Annotated in this window: 15 protein-coding genes; 7 read left to right on the top strand and 8 right to left on the bottom strand. The window is 68.0% G+C overall.

All coding sequences use genetic code 11. The features are described from left to right. Positions 1-4: 4 nt before the first annotated feature. Both BCY78_RS16435 and BCY78_RS16430 read right to left on the bottom strand, forming a co-directional pair. Complete coding sequence (locus BCY78_RS16435) at positions 5-1,759, bottom strand: heparinase II/III family protein (RefSeq protein ID WP_068304097.1); 1,755 nt, start codon at positions 1,757-1,759, stop codon at positions 5-7. A 45-nt stretch (positions 1,760-1,804) separates the two neighbouring features. Further along, positions 1,805-3,028, bottom strand: a complete 1,224-nt coding sequence (locus BCY78_RS16430) for an RsmB/NOP family class I SAM-dependent RNA methyltransferase (RefSeq protein WP_068304096.1) — start codon at positions 3,026-3,028, stop codon at positions 1,805-1,807. Between the two features lie 77 nt (positions 3,029-3,105). Here BCY78_RS16430 and BCY78_RS16425 point away from each other — a divergent pair, with 77 nt between their 5' ends. Further along, the gene (locus BCY78_RS16425) at positions 3,106-3,282 is read left to right on the top strand and encodes a DUF1674 domain-containing protein (protein ID WP_068304094.1); all 177 of its coding nucleotides are present in this window, start codon (positions 3,106-3,108) and stop codon (positions 3,280-3,282) included. Positions 3,283-3,355: 73 nt separating this feature from the next. Here BCY78_RS16425 and BCY78_RS16420 read toward each other — a convergent pair whose 3' ends face one another. From BCY78_RS16420 to rbfA, 4 genes are read right to left on the bottom strand one after another with little or no spacing between them, the layout of a single operon-like run. Continuing rightward, positions 3,356-3,700 (bottom strand): hypothetical protein, encoded by a 345-nt coding sequence (locus tag BCY78_RS16420; RefSeq protein ID WP_068304092.1) that lies wholly within the window; start codon positions 3,698-3,700, stop codon positions 3,356-3,358. A 45-nt stretch (positions 3,701-3,745) separates the two neighbouring features. Continuing rightward, positions 3,746-5,194 (bottom strand): YdiU family protein, encoded by a 1,449-nt coding sequence (locus BCY78_RS16415; protein WP_369808706.1) that lies wholly within the window; start codon positions 5,192-5,194, stop codon positions 3,746-3,748. A 52-nt stretch (positions 5,195-5,246) separates the two neighbouring features. Beyond that, positions 5,247-6,014 (bottom strand): phosphodiester glycosidase family protein, encoded by a 768-nt coding sequence (locus BCY78_RS16410; protein WP_083195099.1) that lies wholly within the window; start codon positions 6,012-6,014, stop codon positions 5,247-5,249. Beyond that, positions 6,001-6,432: a 30S ribosome-binding factor RbfA gene (gene rbfA / locus BCY78_RS16405; protein WP_068304088.1), complete on the bottom strand. Its 432-nt coding sequence runs from the start codon at positions 6,430-6,432 to the stop codon at positions 6,001-6,003. The genes BCY78_RS16410 and rbfA overlap by 14 nt, the downstream gene beginning before the upstream one ends. A 90-nt stretch (positions 6,433-6,522) precedes the next feature. Here rbfA and dapB point away from each other — a divergent pair, with 90 nt between their 5' ends. Then, on the top strand, positions 6,523-7,332 hold the full coding sequence (dapB, locus tag BCY78_RS16400; protein ID WP_068304086.1) for a 4-hydroxy-tetrahydrodipicolinate reductase: 810 nt from the start codon (positions 6,523-6,525) through the stop codon (positions 7,330-7,332). Between the two features lie 75 nt (positions 7,333-7,407). After that, positions 7,408-7,935, top strand: coding sequence for a GNAT family N-acetyltransferase (locus tag BCY78_RS16395; RefSeq protein WP_068304085.1), 528 nt, complete (start codon positions 7,408-7,410; stop codon positions 7,933-7,935). 95 nt (positions 7,936-8,030) lie between these two features. Here the strand turns inward: BCY78_RS16395 and BCY78_RS16390 are convergent, their stop codons facing one another. Further along, positions 8,031-10,286, bottom strand: coding sequence for a DEAD/DEAH box helicase (locus BCY78_RS16390; RefSeq protein ID WP_068304083.1), 2,256 nt, complete (start codon positions 10,284-10,286; stop codon positions 8,031-8,033). A gap of 118 nt (positions 10,287-10,404) precedes the next feature. On the opposite strand from BCY78_RS16390, the gene BCY78_RS16385 reads away from it, so the two are divergent. From BCY78_RS16385 to BCY78_RS16375, 3 genes are read left to right on the top strand one after another with little or no spacing between them, the layout of a single operon-like run. Next, complete coding sequence (locus BCY78_RS16385; protein WP_068304212.1) at positions 10,405-11,250, top strand: GyrI-like domain-containing protein; 846 nt, start codon at positions 10,405-10,407, stop codon at positions 11,248-11,250. Continuing rightward, entirely contained in the window at positions 11,247-11,840 is a 594-nt protein-coding gene (locus BCY78_RS16380) for a GyrI-like domain-containing protein (RefSeq protein ID WP_068304081.1), read from the top strand. Before BCY78_RS16385 ends, BCY78_RS16380 begins: the two co-directional genes overlap by 4 nt. Next, positions 11,833-12,219, top strand: coding sequence for a DUF1801 domain-containing protein (locus BCY78_RS16375; protein WP_068304079.1), 387 nt, complete (start codon positions 11,833-11,835; stop codon positions 12,217-12,219). Before BCY78_RS16380 ends, BCY78_RS16375 begins: the two co-directional genes overlap by 8 nt. Positions 12,220-12,396: 177 nt before the next feature. On the opposite strand, the gene BCY78_RS16370 is transcribed toward BCY78_RS16375, so the two are convergent. Beyond that, positions 12,397-13,356: an L-malyl-CoA/beta-methylmalyl-CoA lyase gene (locus BCY78_RS16370; protein WP_068304078.1), complete on the bottom strand. Its 960-nt coding sequence runs from the start codon at positions 13,354-13,356 to the stop codon at positions 12,397-12,399. A 329-nt stretch (positions 13,357-13,685) separates the two neighbouring features. Between BCY78_RS16370 and dgcN the strand changes: the two genes are divergently transcribed. Continuing rightward, positions 13,686-14,687, top strand: coding sequence for an N-acetyltransferase DgcN (gene dgcN / locus BCY78_RS16365; protein WP_068304077.1), 1,002 nt, complete (start codon positions 13,686-13,688; stop codon positions 14,685-14,687). Positions 14,688-14,868 lie beyond the last annotated feature (181 nt).

The raw sequence follows: 14,868 nt of genomic DNA, 5'->3' as shown, positions 1-14,868 counted from the left end.
TTCCTCATTCCAGAGTAAACAGGTCGCGAGGCAGGGCCAGATCGTCGTCGCGGCCGATGTCGCGGATCGCGAGCGGGGTATCCTGTGCCTTTGCCAGTGTCCAGTTTATCTGGGCGCTATCATCAAGGATAACCGCCCGAACGACGATTTGCTGGCAGGGCCTCGGCGCAAGGCGGCCCTTTTCCAGATAGACCGAGGGCTCCAGCGACATCCGACCCGGCCCGTCGAAGCGGAAGACCCAGATCTCGCCGGACGGCAGGGCCACCGAAACGGCGGACCCGTTGAGGTCCAGCGAGGCATCGGCGTCGGGATGCAGGTGGAAGCGCAAGGCATAGGAAACGCCGCGCATTTTGCCCCGCGTCAGCACCTCCTCGAAGGTCTTTCGATGCGGCGGGTCCAGCGCGGCCAGCGAATCCTCGCCCAGCAGCACCCGGCCGCCATGATCCAGCGACAGGGTGCGGATATGGGTCAGGCCGTGAGTCGCGACGTAGCCGTCATGCGACAGCAGAAGCGACGATCCGTCGCGCTCGTCCGTGCGGTGCATGGTGACCAGCGAGGGGCCGTCGACCAAGGGCGCGCCGCCTTCCTCGGGGCGCGAGGCCCGGCCGAACCGGGCCGAGGACCAGCCGTCGATCGACAAGGTCGAATGCGAATTCGTGGCGCGGCCGGCCTTCTCCCATTCCGGGCCGAAGGGCACGCCCGAGCCTGACGAGACGATCAGCGGCCGACGGTTCGAGGTGAGTTCAAACGCCAGCATCGAGGCATGCGCCTGATGCGACGCCGAGCCCGAGGGCGGTTTGCCCGCGTCGATCAGCAGCGAGGTGCGGCCCCCCTCCAGCCGGGCAAAGCCCATGGCCGTCGGTCGCATCGGGCGCACGGGGACATCGGCAATGGCGAGCGCGTTCTCCAGCCGCCCCTCCATCCCGCGCCCGCCGCCGTGGAAACGGGCCAGCCCGCCATCGGCATGACGCAGGGTGCGCAGGCAAGGCGCGATGCGGGCGACGGCGTGTTCGATGGCGTCGGGGATCGGCACCTCGGCATCCATCAGCACGCTCAGCGCCCAGCTGAGAAGCGTGAAGACCTCCAGCACTTCCTCAGGATTGCGGCCGGGCAGGCCGCCGTCCTCGGCAATGTCGGTGGTGCAGGCGCGGGCCAAGGCCTTGGCCGCGTCGAGGCGATATTCCTCCATCCCCAGAAGGGCATAGGCGGCGTAGAGCAGGCCGGTCAGGGCCTCGAAACGGGGCAGGCCGGGGGCGGCGAAGGTCCAGCGTTTGGCAAGGAACGCAGTCTGCCGGCCCAAGGCGGTGAAGAAGGGGGTGTTCTCGTAGGCCTCGCGCCCGGCGGTCAGGAAAAAGGCGTGGTGCAGCCAGCGAAGGACGCGGCGGCCGGTCAGGTCCGGTTCCCATCCCGGGCCTTCGCCCTCGCCGAATTTGGTGATCCAGTCATGCACCCAGCCCTGAGCGGCCAGTCGCGCCGTGCGGTCGCCATTCGCCGCGAGGTGGTCGAGCCAGGCCATGCCGTGCAGCTCGGCCGCGAATCCCATCGAGGGGGGCTCGATGTCCCAAGGGTGCAGGGTTTCGACCATATGGCCATGCAGCAGGAAATTCCCCGAGGCGAGCTGCCTCCCCTTGGCGAAGAAGCCGACGGTGCGGGGTTCGGGCATCGAGGTGAAGCCCTTGGCAGGCGGTGCCCGGCGCACGGCCCGCGCGGCGCGGCGATTGCCCCACCTCAGCTTGCGCGCTGCCCAACCCTCGTCCATGCCTCACCTCTTTTTGCCTTGGGATAGCGCCAAGGCGGGCCGCTGTCATCCGTTAGGGTGCAACAGCGCCATGTAGAAGCCGTCGATGCCCCCTTCGTGATCATCAGGGCGTGTGCGCCAGCCGCCCTCGGGCGTGGCGCGGCCAAGGGGCAGGGCGGGCGTACGGGCGGTGAGGCCGGGGTGGCGGGCGAGCGCGGCCTCGATCTGCGACTCACCCTCGTCGGGCAGCAGCGAGCAGGTGCAATAGACCAGCCGCCCGCCGGGTTTCAGGAAGGTCAGCGCGCGGTCGATCAGCTGCGCCTGCAGTTTGGTCAGCGCCTCGACATCGGCGGGCTTGCGCACGAAGGGCAGGTCGGGGTGGCGGCGGATCGTGCCGGTGGCCGAGCAGGGCGCGTCCAGAAGCACGGCATCGACCTTCTCGGCGGGCGACCAGTCCAGCGCATCGGCGCAGACGATCTCGGCTGTGAGGCCGGTGCGCGTCAGGTTTTCGCGCAGACGCTTCAGCCGCCCCTCGCTGAGGTCGAGCGCGGTGACCTTTGCGCCCGCCGCGGCCAGCTGCATCGTCTTGCCCCCTGGCGCCGCGCAGAGGTCGAGGACCGACTCACCCGCCTGCACCGCCAGCAGCGAGGCCGGCAGCGCGGCGGCGGCGTCCTGGATCCACCAATCGCCCTCGGCAAAGCCCGGCAGCGCGGTGACCTGCAGGCCCGAGGGCAGGCGGTGCGACAGGCCCACCGGCTCGGCCCCCTCCGGCGCGGATTTGCCGGGTTTCACCGACAGATCGAGCGGCGCCGTGGCGTGATGTGCGGCTTCGATCGCGGCCACGCCCTCGGTGCCGTAGACCCCCTTCAGGCGCCGTTTCAGCCAGCCGGGCAGGGTCTGGACCGGCAGCGCGTCCCAGCCCTCGAAGCCTGCGACCTTGCGCAGGACGGCGTTCGCCATGCCGGCGGCCTTGACCGTGCTGCGGTCGGATTTCAGCGCGTTGACGGTGGCGTTGACGACCCCATGCGAGGCCTCGCCCAGTTCCAGCAGCTCGACGGTGGCGACGCGCAGGGCGGCCATCACCTCGGGCTGCGGCTCGCGGGCCACGAGCGGCCCCAACACCGCTTGCGTGCGGCCGAAATTGCGCAGCGTCGCCAGCGCGAGGCGCTGGGCGCGGGCGCGGTCGGCGGGATCGGCCGGGGGCAGCGGCACCTCGGGCAGCATGGCGCCCTCGACGACGCCGGCGACCAGCGTGGCGGCCATGCGGCGCGGATCGGCGGGATGCGGCATCGGAAACCTCAGGGTTGATGGGGAGCGCAAGCGGGATTACCTAGCCCATATCCCTTTGCCGCCTGCGAGGAAAGCCGATGACCACGTCCGACCTGCCCCCCGCCGCCCAACGGGCTTTGGCCGAGGCCGAGGAAAGGCGCCGGAAGGCCGAGGCCGAGGCGCAGCCGCTGCCCAAGGAATTGGGCGGCCGCAAGGGTCCTGAGCCCGTGCGCTATGGCGATTGGGAGAAGAAGGGCATCGCCGTCGACTTCTGATCGATTGGTGGGGTGAAACCCCACCCTACACCCCGCGCGACCCGTAGGGTGGGGTTTCACCCCACCGTCGCGCCTATCGGATCCGGAAATCCGCGTGGATCCCTGCGCCGCGTTCGGTGACGAACCGCAGCTCGTCCCCCTCGCGCAGCACCGCCTGGCAATCCGTGCCCAAGTCCCGCGTGCCCCAATAGAGGCTGCGGCAGAAGTACCCGTCGCGCCATTGCCATTCGCCGCTCACATCGCGGCCCATGCCGCGTCCGGTGATGCGACCGTCGGCGTTCACCTGCAGGCTGATGCCCAGCCGGGTCAACTGGTTGCCATAGACCAATTGTCGGAACTGCGCGCCATCCGTCACCGGCTCGAAAGCCAACGCGGGCAGGGGCATCAGGGCGAGGACGGCGAGGATCAGTCGGGACATGCAACCTCCTACGCGGCGGGCGCGCGGAAGTTTCAGACCCCGCAGTCAGGTGCCGCAATAGGTGATGTAGCTCCCGAAATCGGCCGGGGGAGGGGTCTCGAGATCTTCGAAACAAGGCCGCTTGGTGAAGGGATCGCGGAAGGCGTCGAGCAGATGCTCCATCGGCGCGCGGTCGCCCTGTTCGGCGGCCTGTAGTGCGGCCTCGACCCGGTGGTTGCGCGGGATATAGAGCGGGTTCACCCGGTCCATCTGATCGCCCGAGGCGGTCCGGCGCGCGGCCCATTCCTGCACCCAGGCATCGAGTCGCGGGTCCCGGTCCAGAAGCGCGCGCAGCGGCACCTCGTCGCCGCGGGCAAGATCGGCCAAGGCGCGGAAACTCAGGGTGAAATCGGCGGATTGCGCGGTGAGCAGGTTCAGAAAGCCGTCGATCAGTGCGTCATCGGCCTCGGCCCCGGACTGTGGCACGCCCAGCTTCTCGGCGAAACGCTGGCGGCGTTCGGTCGCATACAGCGCCTCGGCCCCCTCGATCACCACCTGCACTTCGGGCAAGGCGTCCTGCGGGTTCTCGGCAATGAGCGGCAGCAGCGATTCGGCCAACCGCGCGAGGTTCCAGCGCGCCAGAAGCGGTTGGTTGCCATAGGCATAGCGCCCCTGACTGTCGATCGACGAGAACACCGCCGCCGGGTCATGCGCATCGATGAAGGCGCAGGGGCCGTAATCGATCGTCTCGCCCGAGATCGTCATGTTGTCGGTGTTCATCACCCCATGCACGAAACCGACCGAAACCCATTGCGCGACCAGCGCCATCTGCCGGCCGATCACCCGGTGCAGGAAGGCGAGGTAGCGATCCTCGGTGCCGGTCAGGTCCGGGTCGTGGCGGGCGATGGCGTAATCGGCGAGCTTGCGCAGGCGGGCGATCTCCTGCCGCGCGTAGAAGAACTGGAAGGTACCGACGCGCAGATGGCTCGAGGCGATGCGGGCCAGCACCGCGCCCTGCTTCTGCTGGCCATCGCGCCAGACCGGCTCGCCGGTCGTCGTCGCCGCAAGGGCGCGGGTCGAGGGGATGCCGAGGCCGGTCATCGCCTCGCCGATCAGCACCTCGCGCAGCACCGGGCCCAACACGGCCTTGCCGTCGCCGCCGCGTGAGAACGGCGTGCGGCCCGAGCCCTTCAGATGCAGGTCGCGCCGATGGCCCTCGCGGTCGAGGACCTCACCCACCAGCATCGCCCGCCCGTCGCCCAGCTGCGCCGAGAAACCGCCGAACTGATGCCCGGCATAGGCCATCGCGAGGGGCGAGGCGCCGTCCGGCATGGCCGAGCCCGCCAGCATCGCCACCCCCTCGGGGCTGCGCAGGGTTTCGGGCGAGAGGCGCAGCTCCTCGGCCAAAGCCTCGTTCAGCCAATAGAGCGTGGGTTCGGGCGCGGGGGCGCCGTCGAAGGGGAGATACATCCCCTCAAGGTCGCGGGCGTAGGAATTGTCGAAATCGATGGTCAGCATGGGGCACCTCTGCACCACAGATAGGTGGGATGGCGCGGGGGAAAACCCCTCAGCCCGCGGGCGCGACCAGACCGACGATCGGACCCAGCGGCATGCCCCAGTCCGACCGATCCAGCGAGGGCGCATAAAGACGCGAGACCGACCCGTCGAGATACAGCGCGTTCGGCGTCTCCAATACATCGCGGAAGAAGCGGGCGAACTGGTGGAAGGTCACCGCTGCATCCGAGATGACGAAATAGGCCTGCTGTCCATCGGCACTGACGCCGACGCCGTTGCGGATATGCAGCGAATCCGAATCGGGCAGGAAGCGCGGATGCAGCGCGCCGTCGATGACCAGCATCGGCCCCGATTGCGTTGCGAAGCGGCAATCGCGGCGGCTGTCGGCGAAGGCGCGGCTCTCGATCACGTCGAATCGACCGTCTTCGATGCAGAAGACCCCGTTCGGCAACAGACCGAAGTTCCCCGGCCCCTCACGCGTGACGATGGAGGCGGCTTGCTCGCCCTCTTCGACATAGAGGCCCACGGGCGCACGGTCGGCATGGAACATGCCGGCGTTCATCGCGAACAGCAACCGGCGGCCCTGCTGCTCCAGCGCGCTGGAGAGCCGCCCGAACGAGCCGTAGATCTCGCCGTCGTCGCCGCGTAGGAACAGGCGCAGGTCCTGACCGGCCTCGGCCTGACAATAGGAATAGCGCGTGCCTTCGAAATCGGCGTCTCGGCAGGCGGGCCCTTCGGCCCCTGCAGGCGCAGCGCTCAGCCCCAGTGCGAAAAGCGCACCGAGCAGGCGGAAGCGCCCGAAGGCCTTACTGCGCATCATCCGCAGCATCGTCATCCTCATCCGGCTGAGCCACATCGGCCTGAACGCGGGGGTCGTTGAAGATGCGCCGCGCGTCGTCCATGCGGTCGAAGGTGCCGTCCAGCTCGAACTTCAGCTGGGGGGCGAATTTCAGGCCCAGACCGCCGGCCACCTGATGGCGCAGCTCAGCGCTGGAGCGACGGAGCGCCTTCAGCGCGTCCTCGGCTCCGATGCCGCCCAGCGGCATGACATAGGCGGTGGCATGTTTCAGGTCGGGCGAGGTCGTGACCTCGGACACCGTGATCGACAGGCGGGACAGGTCGGGGTCATGCACGTCGCCCCGTGCGAGGACTTCGGCCAGCCGGTGACGGATGACCTCGGCCACCCGAAGCTGGCGTTGCGTGGGGCCCGAGCCCTGAGAGAAGCGTTTTGCGCACATAGCCCTCATCTAGGGCAGAATGGGGGGCACGAAAAGCGGTTTTCCCGAACTTTTGCGCAGGCTATGGAGGGGCGAGAACAGGAGAACGACATGACCGAGACCCCCTCTATCGTGGTGAATGGCGTCTCCGGCCGGATGGGCCGGATGCTGGTGCAGGTGATCGGGGCCTCGGACAAGGCCCGGTTGGGCGGCGCGCTGGAGCGACCGGGGCATCCGTGGGTCGGCAAGGATCTGGGTGTGATGCTGGGGGGCGCCGCGAATGGCGTCATCGTCTCGGACGACCCGGCAGCGGCGTTGGCCGGCCAGCAGGCGGTGATCGACTTCACCGCGCCGGCGGCGACCGTGGCGCTTGCCCCCGTGGCGATGGCCGCGGGTTGCGCGCATATCGTCGGCACCACCGGCATGACCAAGGACGATCTGGCAAAGCTGGCCGAGGTCGCCCAGTCCGGTGTGATCGTCCGGGCGGGCAACATGTCGCTGGGCGTCAACCTGCTTGTTGCGCTGACGAAACAGGTTGCCAAGGCGCTCGATGAGGATTTCGACATCGAGGTGATCGAGGCCCATCACCGCCACAAGGTCGACGCCCCCTCGGGCACGGCGCTGATGCTGGGCGAGGCGGCGGCGGACGGCCGCGGCGTTTCGCTGGACGAGGCTGCGGTGCGGGGTCGCGACGGGATCACCGGCCCGCGGGAGCGCGGCACCATCGGCTTCACGGCCATTCGCGGCGGCGACATCATCGGCGAGCATGACGTGATGTTCGCAGCCGATGGCGAGCGGATCACCCTTCGGCACGTGGCTTCGGACCGTTCGGTCTTCGCGCGGGGTGCCCTGAAGGCCGCGCTCTGGGCGCAGGGGCGCACGCATGGCGAATACGACATGGCGGCTGTGCTGGGGCTCTGATCCCGGACCCGGAGCGCCTCGTTGAGCGTTGTCCCCGAAGGTGAGTATTTGGGACAAGGTGAAAGGGGCGCGGCCATGCAGGTGACGTTACGCGCACCGGTTGAGGCGGATGCGGCACGGCATGCGGCCTATCCGCCCTCGGCCGAATTCATCCGGCTTTATGGTGGCAATACCGCGGACGTGCCGGCGGCCAGCCTTGAGCGATCCGAGCGGTGGCTGCGCGAGCTGTCTGCCCAGCCCATGGCGCGGATCATCGAGGCCGGGGGCGAGGCGGTCGGCCATCTGCGCCTGCATTCGGTGTCGGCGGCGGATCGCAAGGCGCGGCTGGCGATTGGGCTGTTCGGCGAGGAATTGGTCGGGCGCGGGATCGGGCGGCAGGCGATTCAGCTGGCACTGGACGAAGCCTTTGGCGAGATCGGGCTGCACCGGGTCGATCTGCGGGTGCTGGCCTTCAACGAGCGGGCGATCCGTTGCTACCGCGCTTGCGGTTTCGTGCATGAGGGGACCGAGCGGGAGGCGGCGTTCCTTGATGGCGAATGGCACGACGACTGGATCATGGGTGTTCTGGCGCGCGAGCATGAGGCGCGGCGCGCGGGCCGGTGAGGGCGCACCCGAAGGGCGTATTTCCGGCAGAGTGAACGGGGCGCGTGGCGCGAAATGAAAACGGGGGGCGCTGGGCCCCCCGTTTTCTTAACTGATCAGCGCTTCGGGCGCGGGGCGGGTTTGCCGCCCGGTTTGCCCGTGGGCTTCCCGGCCGGCTTGCGCACGGGCTTGCCGAGGCGGGCCGAAGGGTTGCGCGCGGCTTCCGGGTCGATGCGCGGACGCGCGGGCTTGGCGCCGTCGCCGTCCTTGCCTGCCGGCTTGCGGTCGTATTTCGCCGTCCGCGGCTTGCCGCCGTCCTCGCCACCCTTGTCGAAGCGCGGTTTGCGGTCGCCATAGGCCTTGGCCGGGCGGTCGCCATCCTCGCGACGCGGTTTGTAGGGACGGTCACCCGTCTCGCCGCGCGGCTTGTAGGATTTCTCGCCATCTTCCCGACGCGGCTTGTACGGGCGATCCCCGTCTTCGCGACGCGGCTTGAAGCCACGATCCCCGTCTTCGCGACGCGGCTTGAACGAACGCTCACCGTCTTCGCGTGGCTTGTAGCTGCGCTCGCCCTCGGCACGGGGCTTGTAGGACGGACGGTCGCCGTCTTCACGGCGCGGTTTGTACGGGCGCTCGCCATCCTCGCGGGCCGGGCGGTCACCATACTCCTTGCGCGGCTTGTAGCCACGATCGCCATCCTCGCGCTTGGCGCGGTAGGGGCGGTCGCCCTCGGGGCGCGGCGGACGGGGCGCGCGGGGGGCCGGACGGTCGCCTTCGGCCGGGGCCTCGCCGCGCTCGACCGAGACTTCGCCTTCAAGCGAACCGCTGTCACCCAGAGCCGCCCAGAAGCGGTCGGCGCAATCGTCGTGCAGCTGCGCCATCGTATAGTCGTCATAGATGCGGATGGCGCCGATGTCGGCCTTGGTCAGGTCGCCATTGCGGCACAGCATCGGCAGCAGCCAACGCGGCTCGGCCCGCTGGTTGCGACCGGCGCCCAGCTTGACCCAGAAGCTGCGGTCGAATTCGGCCCGGGCGGCGCGGGGCTTCGGGCCGTCCACGGTGAGCGGCACCACATCCTCGGGCGCCGAACGCGAGGCGAAATAGAGGCGTGACAGGGCGGCGGCCAGTTGCGAGGCGTCGAATTTCTCGGTCAGCGAAGTGATGGCCTCGGCCTCGTCCGCAGTGGCGGCGGCCCAGAGCGTGTCGTCGGTCAGAAGGCGCTCATTGTCGCGGGCCGAGACCTCGGCGGCGCTGGGCGCGGGGCCCCATTCGGCGGTGACACCGGCAAAGCCCAGCAGGCGCTCGGTCTTCTTGCGGGCCGAGCTCGGCACGATCAGCGCGCTGACGCCCTTGCGACCGGCGCGGCCGGTACGGCCCGAACGGTGCAGCAGGGTTTCCTTGTTCGACGGCAGGTCGGCGTGGATCACCAACTCCAGACCCGGCAGGTCGATGCCGCGGGCGGCGACGTCGGTCGCCACGCAGACGCGGGCACGGCCGTCGCGCATTGCCTGCAGGGCGCGCGAACGCTCTTCCTGCGCCAGCTCACCGGACAGCGGCACGACCGAGAAGCCACGGTTCAACAGACGCGCGGTCAGATGGTTCACCGCGGCGCGGGTCTTGCAGAACACCAGCGCGTTCTGGGCCTCGTAGTAGCGCAGGACGTTGACGATGGCGTGCTCGGCATCTTCAGGGGCAACCATCAGCGCGCGGTAGGTAATGTCGCCATGCTGCTCGCGCGGGGCCTCGGTGGCGATGCGCTGGGCGTCGCGCTGATAGGTCTGCGCGAGGCGGGCGATCTGCGGCGAGACGGTGGCCGAGAACAGCAGCGTGCGGCGCTCCTCGGGCAGTTGCTGCAGGATGAATTCCAGATCCTCGCGGAAGCCGAGGTCGAGCATCTCGTCGGCCTCATCGAGGGCCACCGAGGCGACGGTCGACAGATCCAGCGCGCCGCGCTCGATATGGTCGCGCAGTCGGCCGGGGGTGCCGACGACGATATGCGCGCCGCGCTCCAGCGCCCGGCGTTCCGAGCGCGCGTCCATGCCGCCCACGCAGGAGGCGATCACGCCACCGGCCGGACCGTAGAGCCATTCGAATTCCCGCCGCACCTGCATCGCCAGTTCGCGCGTCGGCGCGATCACCAGCGCGCGCGCGGTGTCAGGCGGCGGCATCATGTTGCCGTCGGGCAGCAGGCTGTCGGCCATCGCCAGGCCGAAGGCCACGGTCTTGCCCGAACCGGTCTGGGCCGAGACCAGAAGGTCCTGACCTGCAACCTCTGGTGCCAGCACTGCTGCCTGCACCGGTGTCAGGGTCTCGTAGCCCTTGTCGGCGAGCGCGCGCGACAGGGGAGCAGGCAGGGGAGGGAGGGCGGTCATGGCAGATCCTTGGCTCGGGAAGGCGCCCCCATACGCTCAGGGCACGCGACTGTACAGGGGAAGAATAGCAAGACAGGCAAACTCCGCCCATGCCAGAAAGGGAAAAATGGAGAACGGGATGCCCATCGACTACCGAAAGCGGCTGGAACGGGTCTATGAGGCGATCCATGCCGACCCCGCCGCGACGCCCTCGCTCGATGCGATGGCCGAGTTGGCGGGCATGTCGCGCTTCCATTTCCACCGCGTCTTTGCCGCCATGACTGGCGAGACCCTGGCAGAGGCCGTGCGCCGTATCCGGCTGAACGGCGCGGCGCATGCCTTGGTGCAATCCTCGCGCCCGGTGGCCGAGGTGGGCCGCGCCCATGGCTATCCGAATGCCGCCAGCTTCTCGCGGGCGTTTCGGGCGGCCTATGGTCTGACGCCGGCGGAATTTCGCAAGCGGGGGCAGGCTTTGCCCGCGCGCCTGCGGTCGATGAGGAAAGGAGACAGCATGTTCCCGGTGACCCTTCAGCACGAGGAGCCCCGCCGCCTGATCGGCCTGACCCATATCGGGCCCTATATTCAGATCAACCGGACCTATGCGCGCTTGGGCACCGAATTGGCGACGCGCGGATTGTGGCCTCGGGTCCGGTCGATGGCGGCGATCTATTTCGACGACCCGCTCTATACGCCCGCCGACAAGCTGACCTCCTTCGCGGGCGTGATCGTCGGGGCGGATGTACCCTGCGCCCCGCCCTTGGAAGAACGCGACGTCGCGGGTGGGCGCTACGCGGTGATGAGCTTCACCGGGCCCTATACCGGGCTCGCGGCGGCGTATGACTGGTTCTTCGGCCCTTGGCTGGCGGAAAGCGGCGAGGCCCTGCGCGATGCGCCCAGCTGGGAGCTGTACGTCAATTCGCCGATGGACACCGCGCCCGAGGATTTGCAGACGCTGATCTTCATGCCTTTGGAGGATTCCGCGTGACGGATCTGCTGCAGGGCAAGGTCGGGCGGATCGACCGGGTGACGGTGCCTTCGATGCGCTACCTCGCCATCGAGGGGCAGGGCGCGCCGGGTGGGGCGGCCTATGTCGAAGCTGTGGGCGCGCTGTACCCCTTGGCCTATGCCGCGCGTTTCGCCGGTAAGGCGCGGGGGATCGAGGAGAAGGTGGGCCCGCTGGAGGGGCTCTGGTGGTCGGAGGATTACGCCGTCTTCCAGCCGGGCGGCGACCGCGAGGCGTGGCAATGGCGGATGATGATCCGCGCGCCCTCTTGGCTGGACAGGGACGGGTTTGAGATGTTCCGGGCGGCGGTGGCGAAGAAGGGCAAGGTAGCGCCTGCGGTGCTGGCGCGCGTGTCGCTTTGGTCTTTGGATGAGGGGCTGTGCCTGCAATCGCTGCATCTCGGGCCCTATGCCAACGAGGGCCCGCTCATCGCCCGGATCCATGAGGAGGCCGAGGCGCAAGGGCTTTCGCTGTCCGGTCTACATCATGAGATCTACCTCTCGGACCCCCGCCGCGTTGCGCCTTCGAGGCTGAAGACCATCCTGCGCCAGCCGGTTTCGGCGCGTGGCTGATCCCGTCACCGACGCCATCGACACCGCGCCCGAGGCGGCGCGCGCGGGGCTGCACGCCTTGCGGGCGATGATCCATCGCGTCGCGGCTGAGGAGGGGATAGCGCTGAACGAGGGCCTGCGCTGGGGGCAACCGGCTTTCCTTGCGCCGAAGGGTTCGAGCCTCAGGATCGGGCGGCCGGGCAAGGCCTCGAAGGACTGCGCCGATTTCGCACTCTATGTCCATTGCCAGACGCCGCTCATTGCCGAGTTCATCGCCGGTCCCGGCGCGGGGCAGAGGGTCGAAGGCACCCGCGCCGTGCTGTTTCGTCAGGGCGAGGTCATGGACGAGAAGGCGCTCGCCTTCCTCATCCGTCGCGCGCTGACATGGCACGCGCGCTGAGATTCTTTCTGCATTCCCTGCGGCTATTGGGGACGAATTGGGCCCGATCCTGTCACTTCCCCAACCTGCCCCCATTGTCAGGCGATGGCCCCAAAATGACGGCGCGCGCCGGGTTGCCCCGACGCGCGCGCTCCTCCCCGATGCCCGGCAAACCCTCCCCGGTGCCGGGCCGGGTATTCAGCTGGCCGCGATCAGCTCGGCCTGTTTCACGATCACCTCGGCCTGTTTCATCGAGGCGATGTCGATGAGCTTGCCCTTGTAGGTCGTGGCGCCCTGACCATTGGCCTTGGCCTCTTCCATCGCGGCAAGGATGGCACGGGCATCGGCGACGGCGGCCTCGGAGGGGGTGAAGACCTCGTTTGCCAGCGCCACCTGCTTGGGATGGATCGCCCATTTGCCGACCATGCCCAGCGTGGCCGAACGGCGGGCCTGCGCGCGGAAACCCTCGTCATCCGAGAAGTCGCCGAAGGGGCCGTCGACCGGCAGCACGCCATGGGTGCGGCAAGCGGCGACGATGGCGGCTTGCGCCCAATGCCACGGGTCGGACCAGTACTTCGCGCCCTCGCGCAGCATGTAATAGTCTTCCTGCGTGCCGCCGATGCCGGTCGTGGCCATGCCCATCGAGGCCGCGAAATCGGCCGCCCCAAGGCTCATTGCCTGCAGGCGGGGGCTGGAAGCAGCGATCTCTTCGACATGGGCGATGCCGGCGGCGCTTTCGATGATGACCTCGAAGCTGATCGGCTTCGTGCGGCCCTTGGCGCGCTCGATGGCCGTCACCAGCGCGTCGACGGCATAGACATCCGCCGCGCAGCCGACCTTGGGGATCATGATCTGATCCAAGCGATCCGAGGCCTGCTCCAGCAGCTCGACCACATCGCGATACCACCACGGCGTGTCGAGGCCGTTGATCCGCACGGAGAGGTACTTGTTGCCCCAATCGACCTCATGCGTCGCCTTGATGATATTGGCGCGGGCCTGATCCTTGTCGGAGGGCGCGACCGAATCCTCGAGGTCGAGATTGATCACATCCGCCGCCGAGGCCGCCATCTTCTCGAACAAAGCGACGCGCGAGCCGGGGCCAAAGAGCTGGCAGCGGTTCGGACGGGCAGGGGCGGCGGGTTGGATGCGGAAAGACATATCAGGGCCTCGGCAATGAAATTTCGTCGTGGGCGAAAGCTTGGTTATTATGTTGCGCGACGGGATGCAAGCGGTTTTCTGCAGGCGCAGCCATGGCGCTGTTGCAATGCGGCATGGCCTCGGGTCAGGTTGACTTTGCAAGGCAAGGCTTCTGCGAGCTGTGTCGCCAGCCTGCACGAAACTTCGGCAACTCCGAGCATCTGTCGAAGAATCTTCGCAAGAACCTGCTGTAGCAGGTGCAGAATCCAACGACATTCCACGGATCTTGCGGCAAGCTTGCCGGAATGACCCCTCCGGGCCGTATCGGCCCGGCTGCCAAGGATTGCGCCATGATCGAGACCCCCTATCTGTTGTTCCTGGGCGACGCGCCCGACATGCTGGCTGCCAAGGTGGCACAGGGCATCAAGGACTGGCGCCCGGAATTTGCCGTGGGCCAGTTCCGGCTTGAGGGGTGCAAGGCCGATATGGGCCTGCCGGACATGACGCTGGCCGAGGCCAAGGCCGCCGGCGTGAAGACCGTGGTGATCGGGGTTGCCAACCGCGGCGGCGTGATCAGCCAGTCCTGGAAGAAGGTGCTGGTCGAGGCGCTGGAAGAGGGTTTCGACCTCGCCTCGGGCCTGCATAACCTGCTGCGCCATGAAGAAGATCTGGCAGCCGTTGCCAAGGCGACCGGCCAGACGCTGCACGATGTGCGTATCCCTTCGGTGCAATACCCGATTGCCAATGGCGTGAAACGGACGGGCAAGCGGTGTCTCGCCGTCGGCACCGATTGCTCGGTCGGCAAGATGTACACGGCGCTCTGCATGGAGAAGGAAATGCGCGAGCGCGGCATGAAGGCCTCGTTCCGCGCGACGGGTCAGACGGGTATCCTGATCACCGGTGGCGGGGTGCCGCTGGATGCGGTCATTGCCGATTTCATGGCGGGCTCGATTGAATATCTGACGCCGGACAATGATGCCGATCATTGGGACCTGATCGAGGGGCAGGGCTCGCTCTATCACGTGTCCTATTCGGGCGTGACGCTGGCGCTGATCCATGGCGGTCAGCCCGATGCGCTGGTGATCTGCCATGAGCCGACCCGCGAGCATATGCGGGGCCTGCCGGGCTACAAGCTGCCGACCATCGGTCAGGTGCGCGACACGGCGCTGGCGCTGGCCAAGGTGGCGAACCCGGAGTGTGTGGTGGTGGGGATCTCGGTCAACACCCAGCACATGGCCGATGCCGAGGCGAAGGCCTATCTTGCCAACGTCGAAGCGGAATACGGCCTGCCGGCGACCGATCCGTTCCGCTACGGCGCGGGCAAGCTGGTCGACGCGCTGGAAGCGGTCTGATCGGAGAGGGGGGGAGCGGCCAAGGCGCACGCTCCCCCCCTCTCCGTTCCTGTCTCTTCTATACATCTATCGGTCTCTACCGACAGATTTGACGGGGGATCTGGTGGCTGCGCGTCTTTTCAAAAAAAAAAAATGATAGATGTGGCGTGGACTGAGAGTGTTGAGAAGAAAGCGATAGTGG

Origin of the sequence: Pararhodobacter sp. CCB-MM2, from assembly GCF_001691415.1 — a bacterium.
Classification (GTDB): Bacteria; Pseudomonadota; Alphaproteobacteria; order Rhodobacterales; family Rhodobacteraceae; genus Pararhodobacter.
The sequence above is the reverse complement of the archived record's forward strand: the minus strand, read 5'-3'. Positions and strand labels throughout refer to the sequence as shown.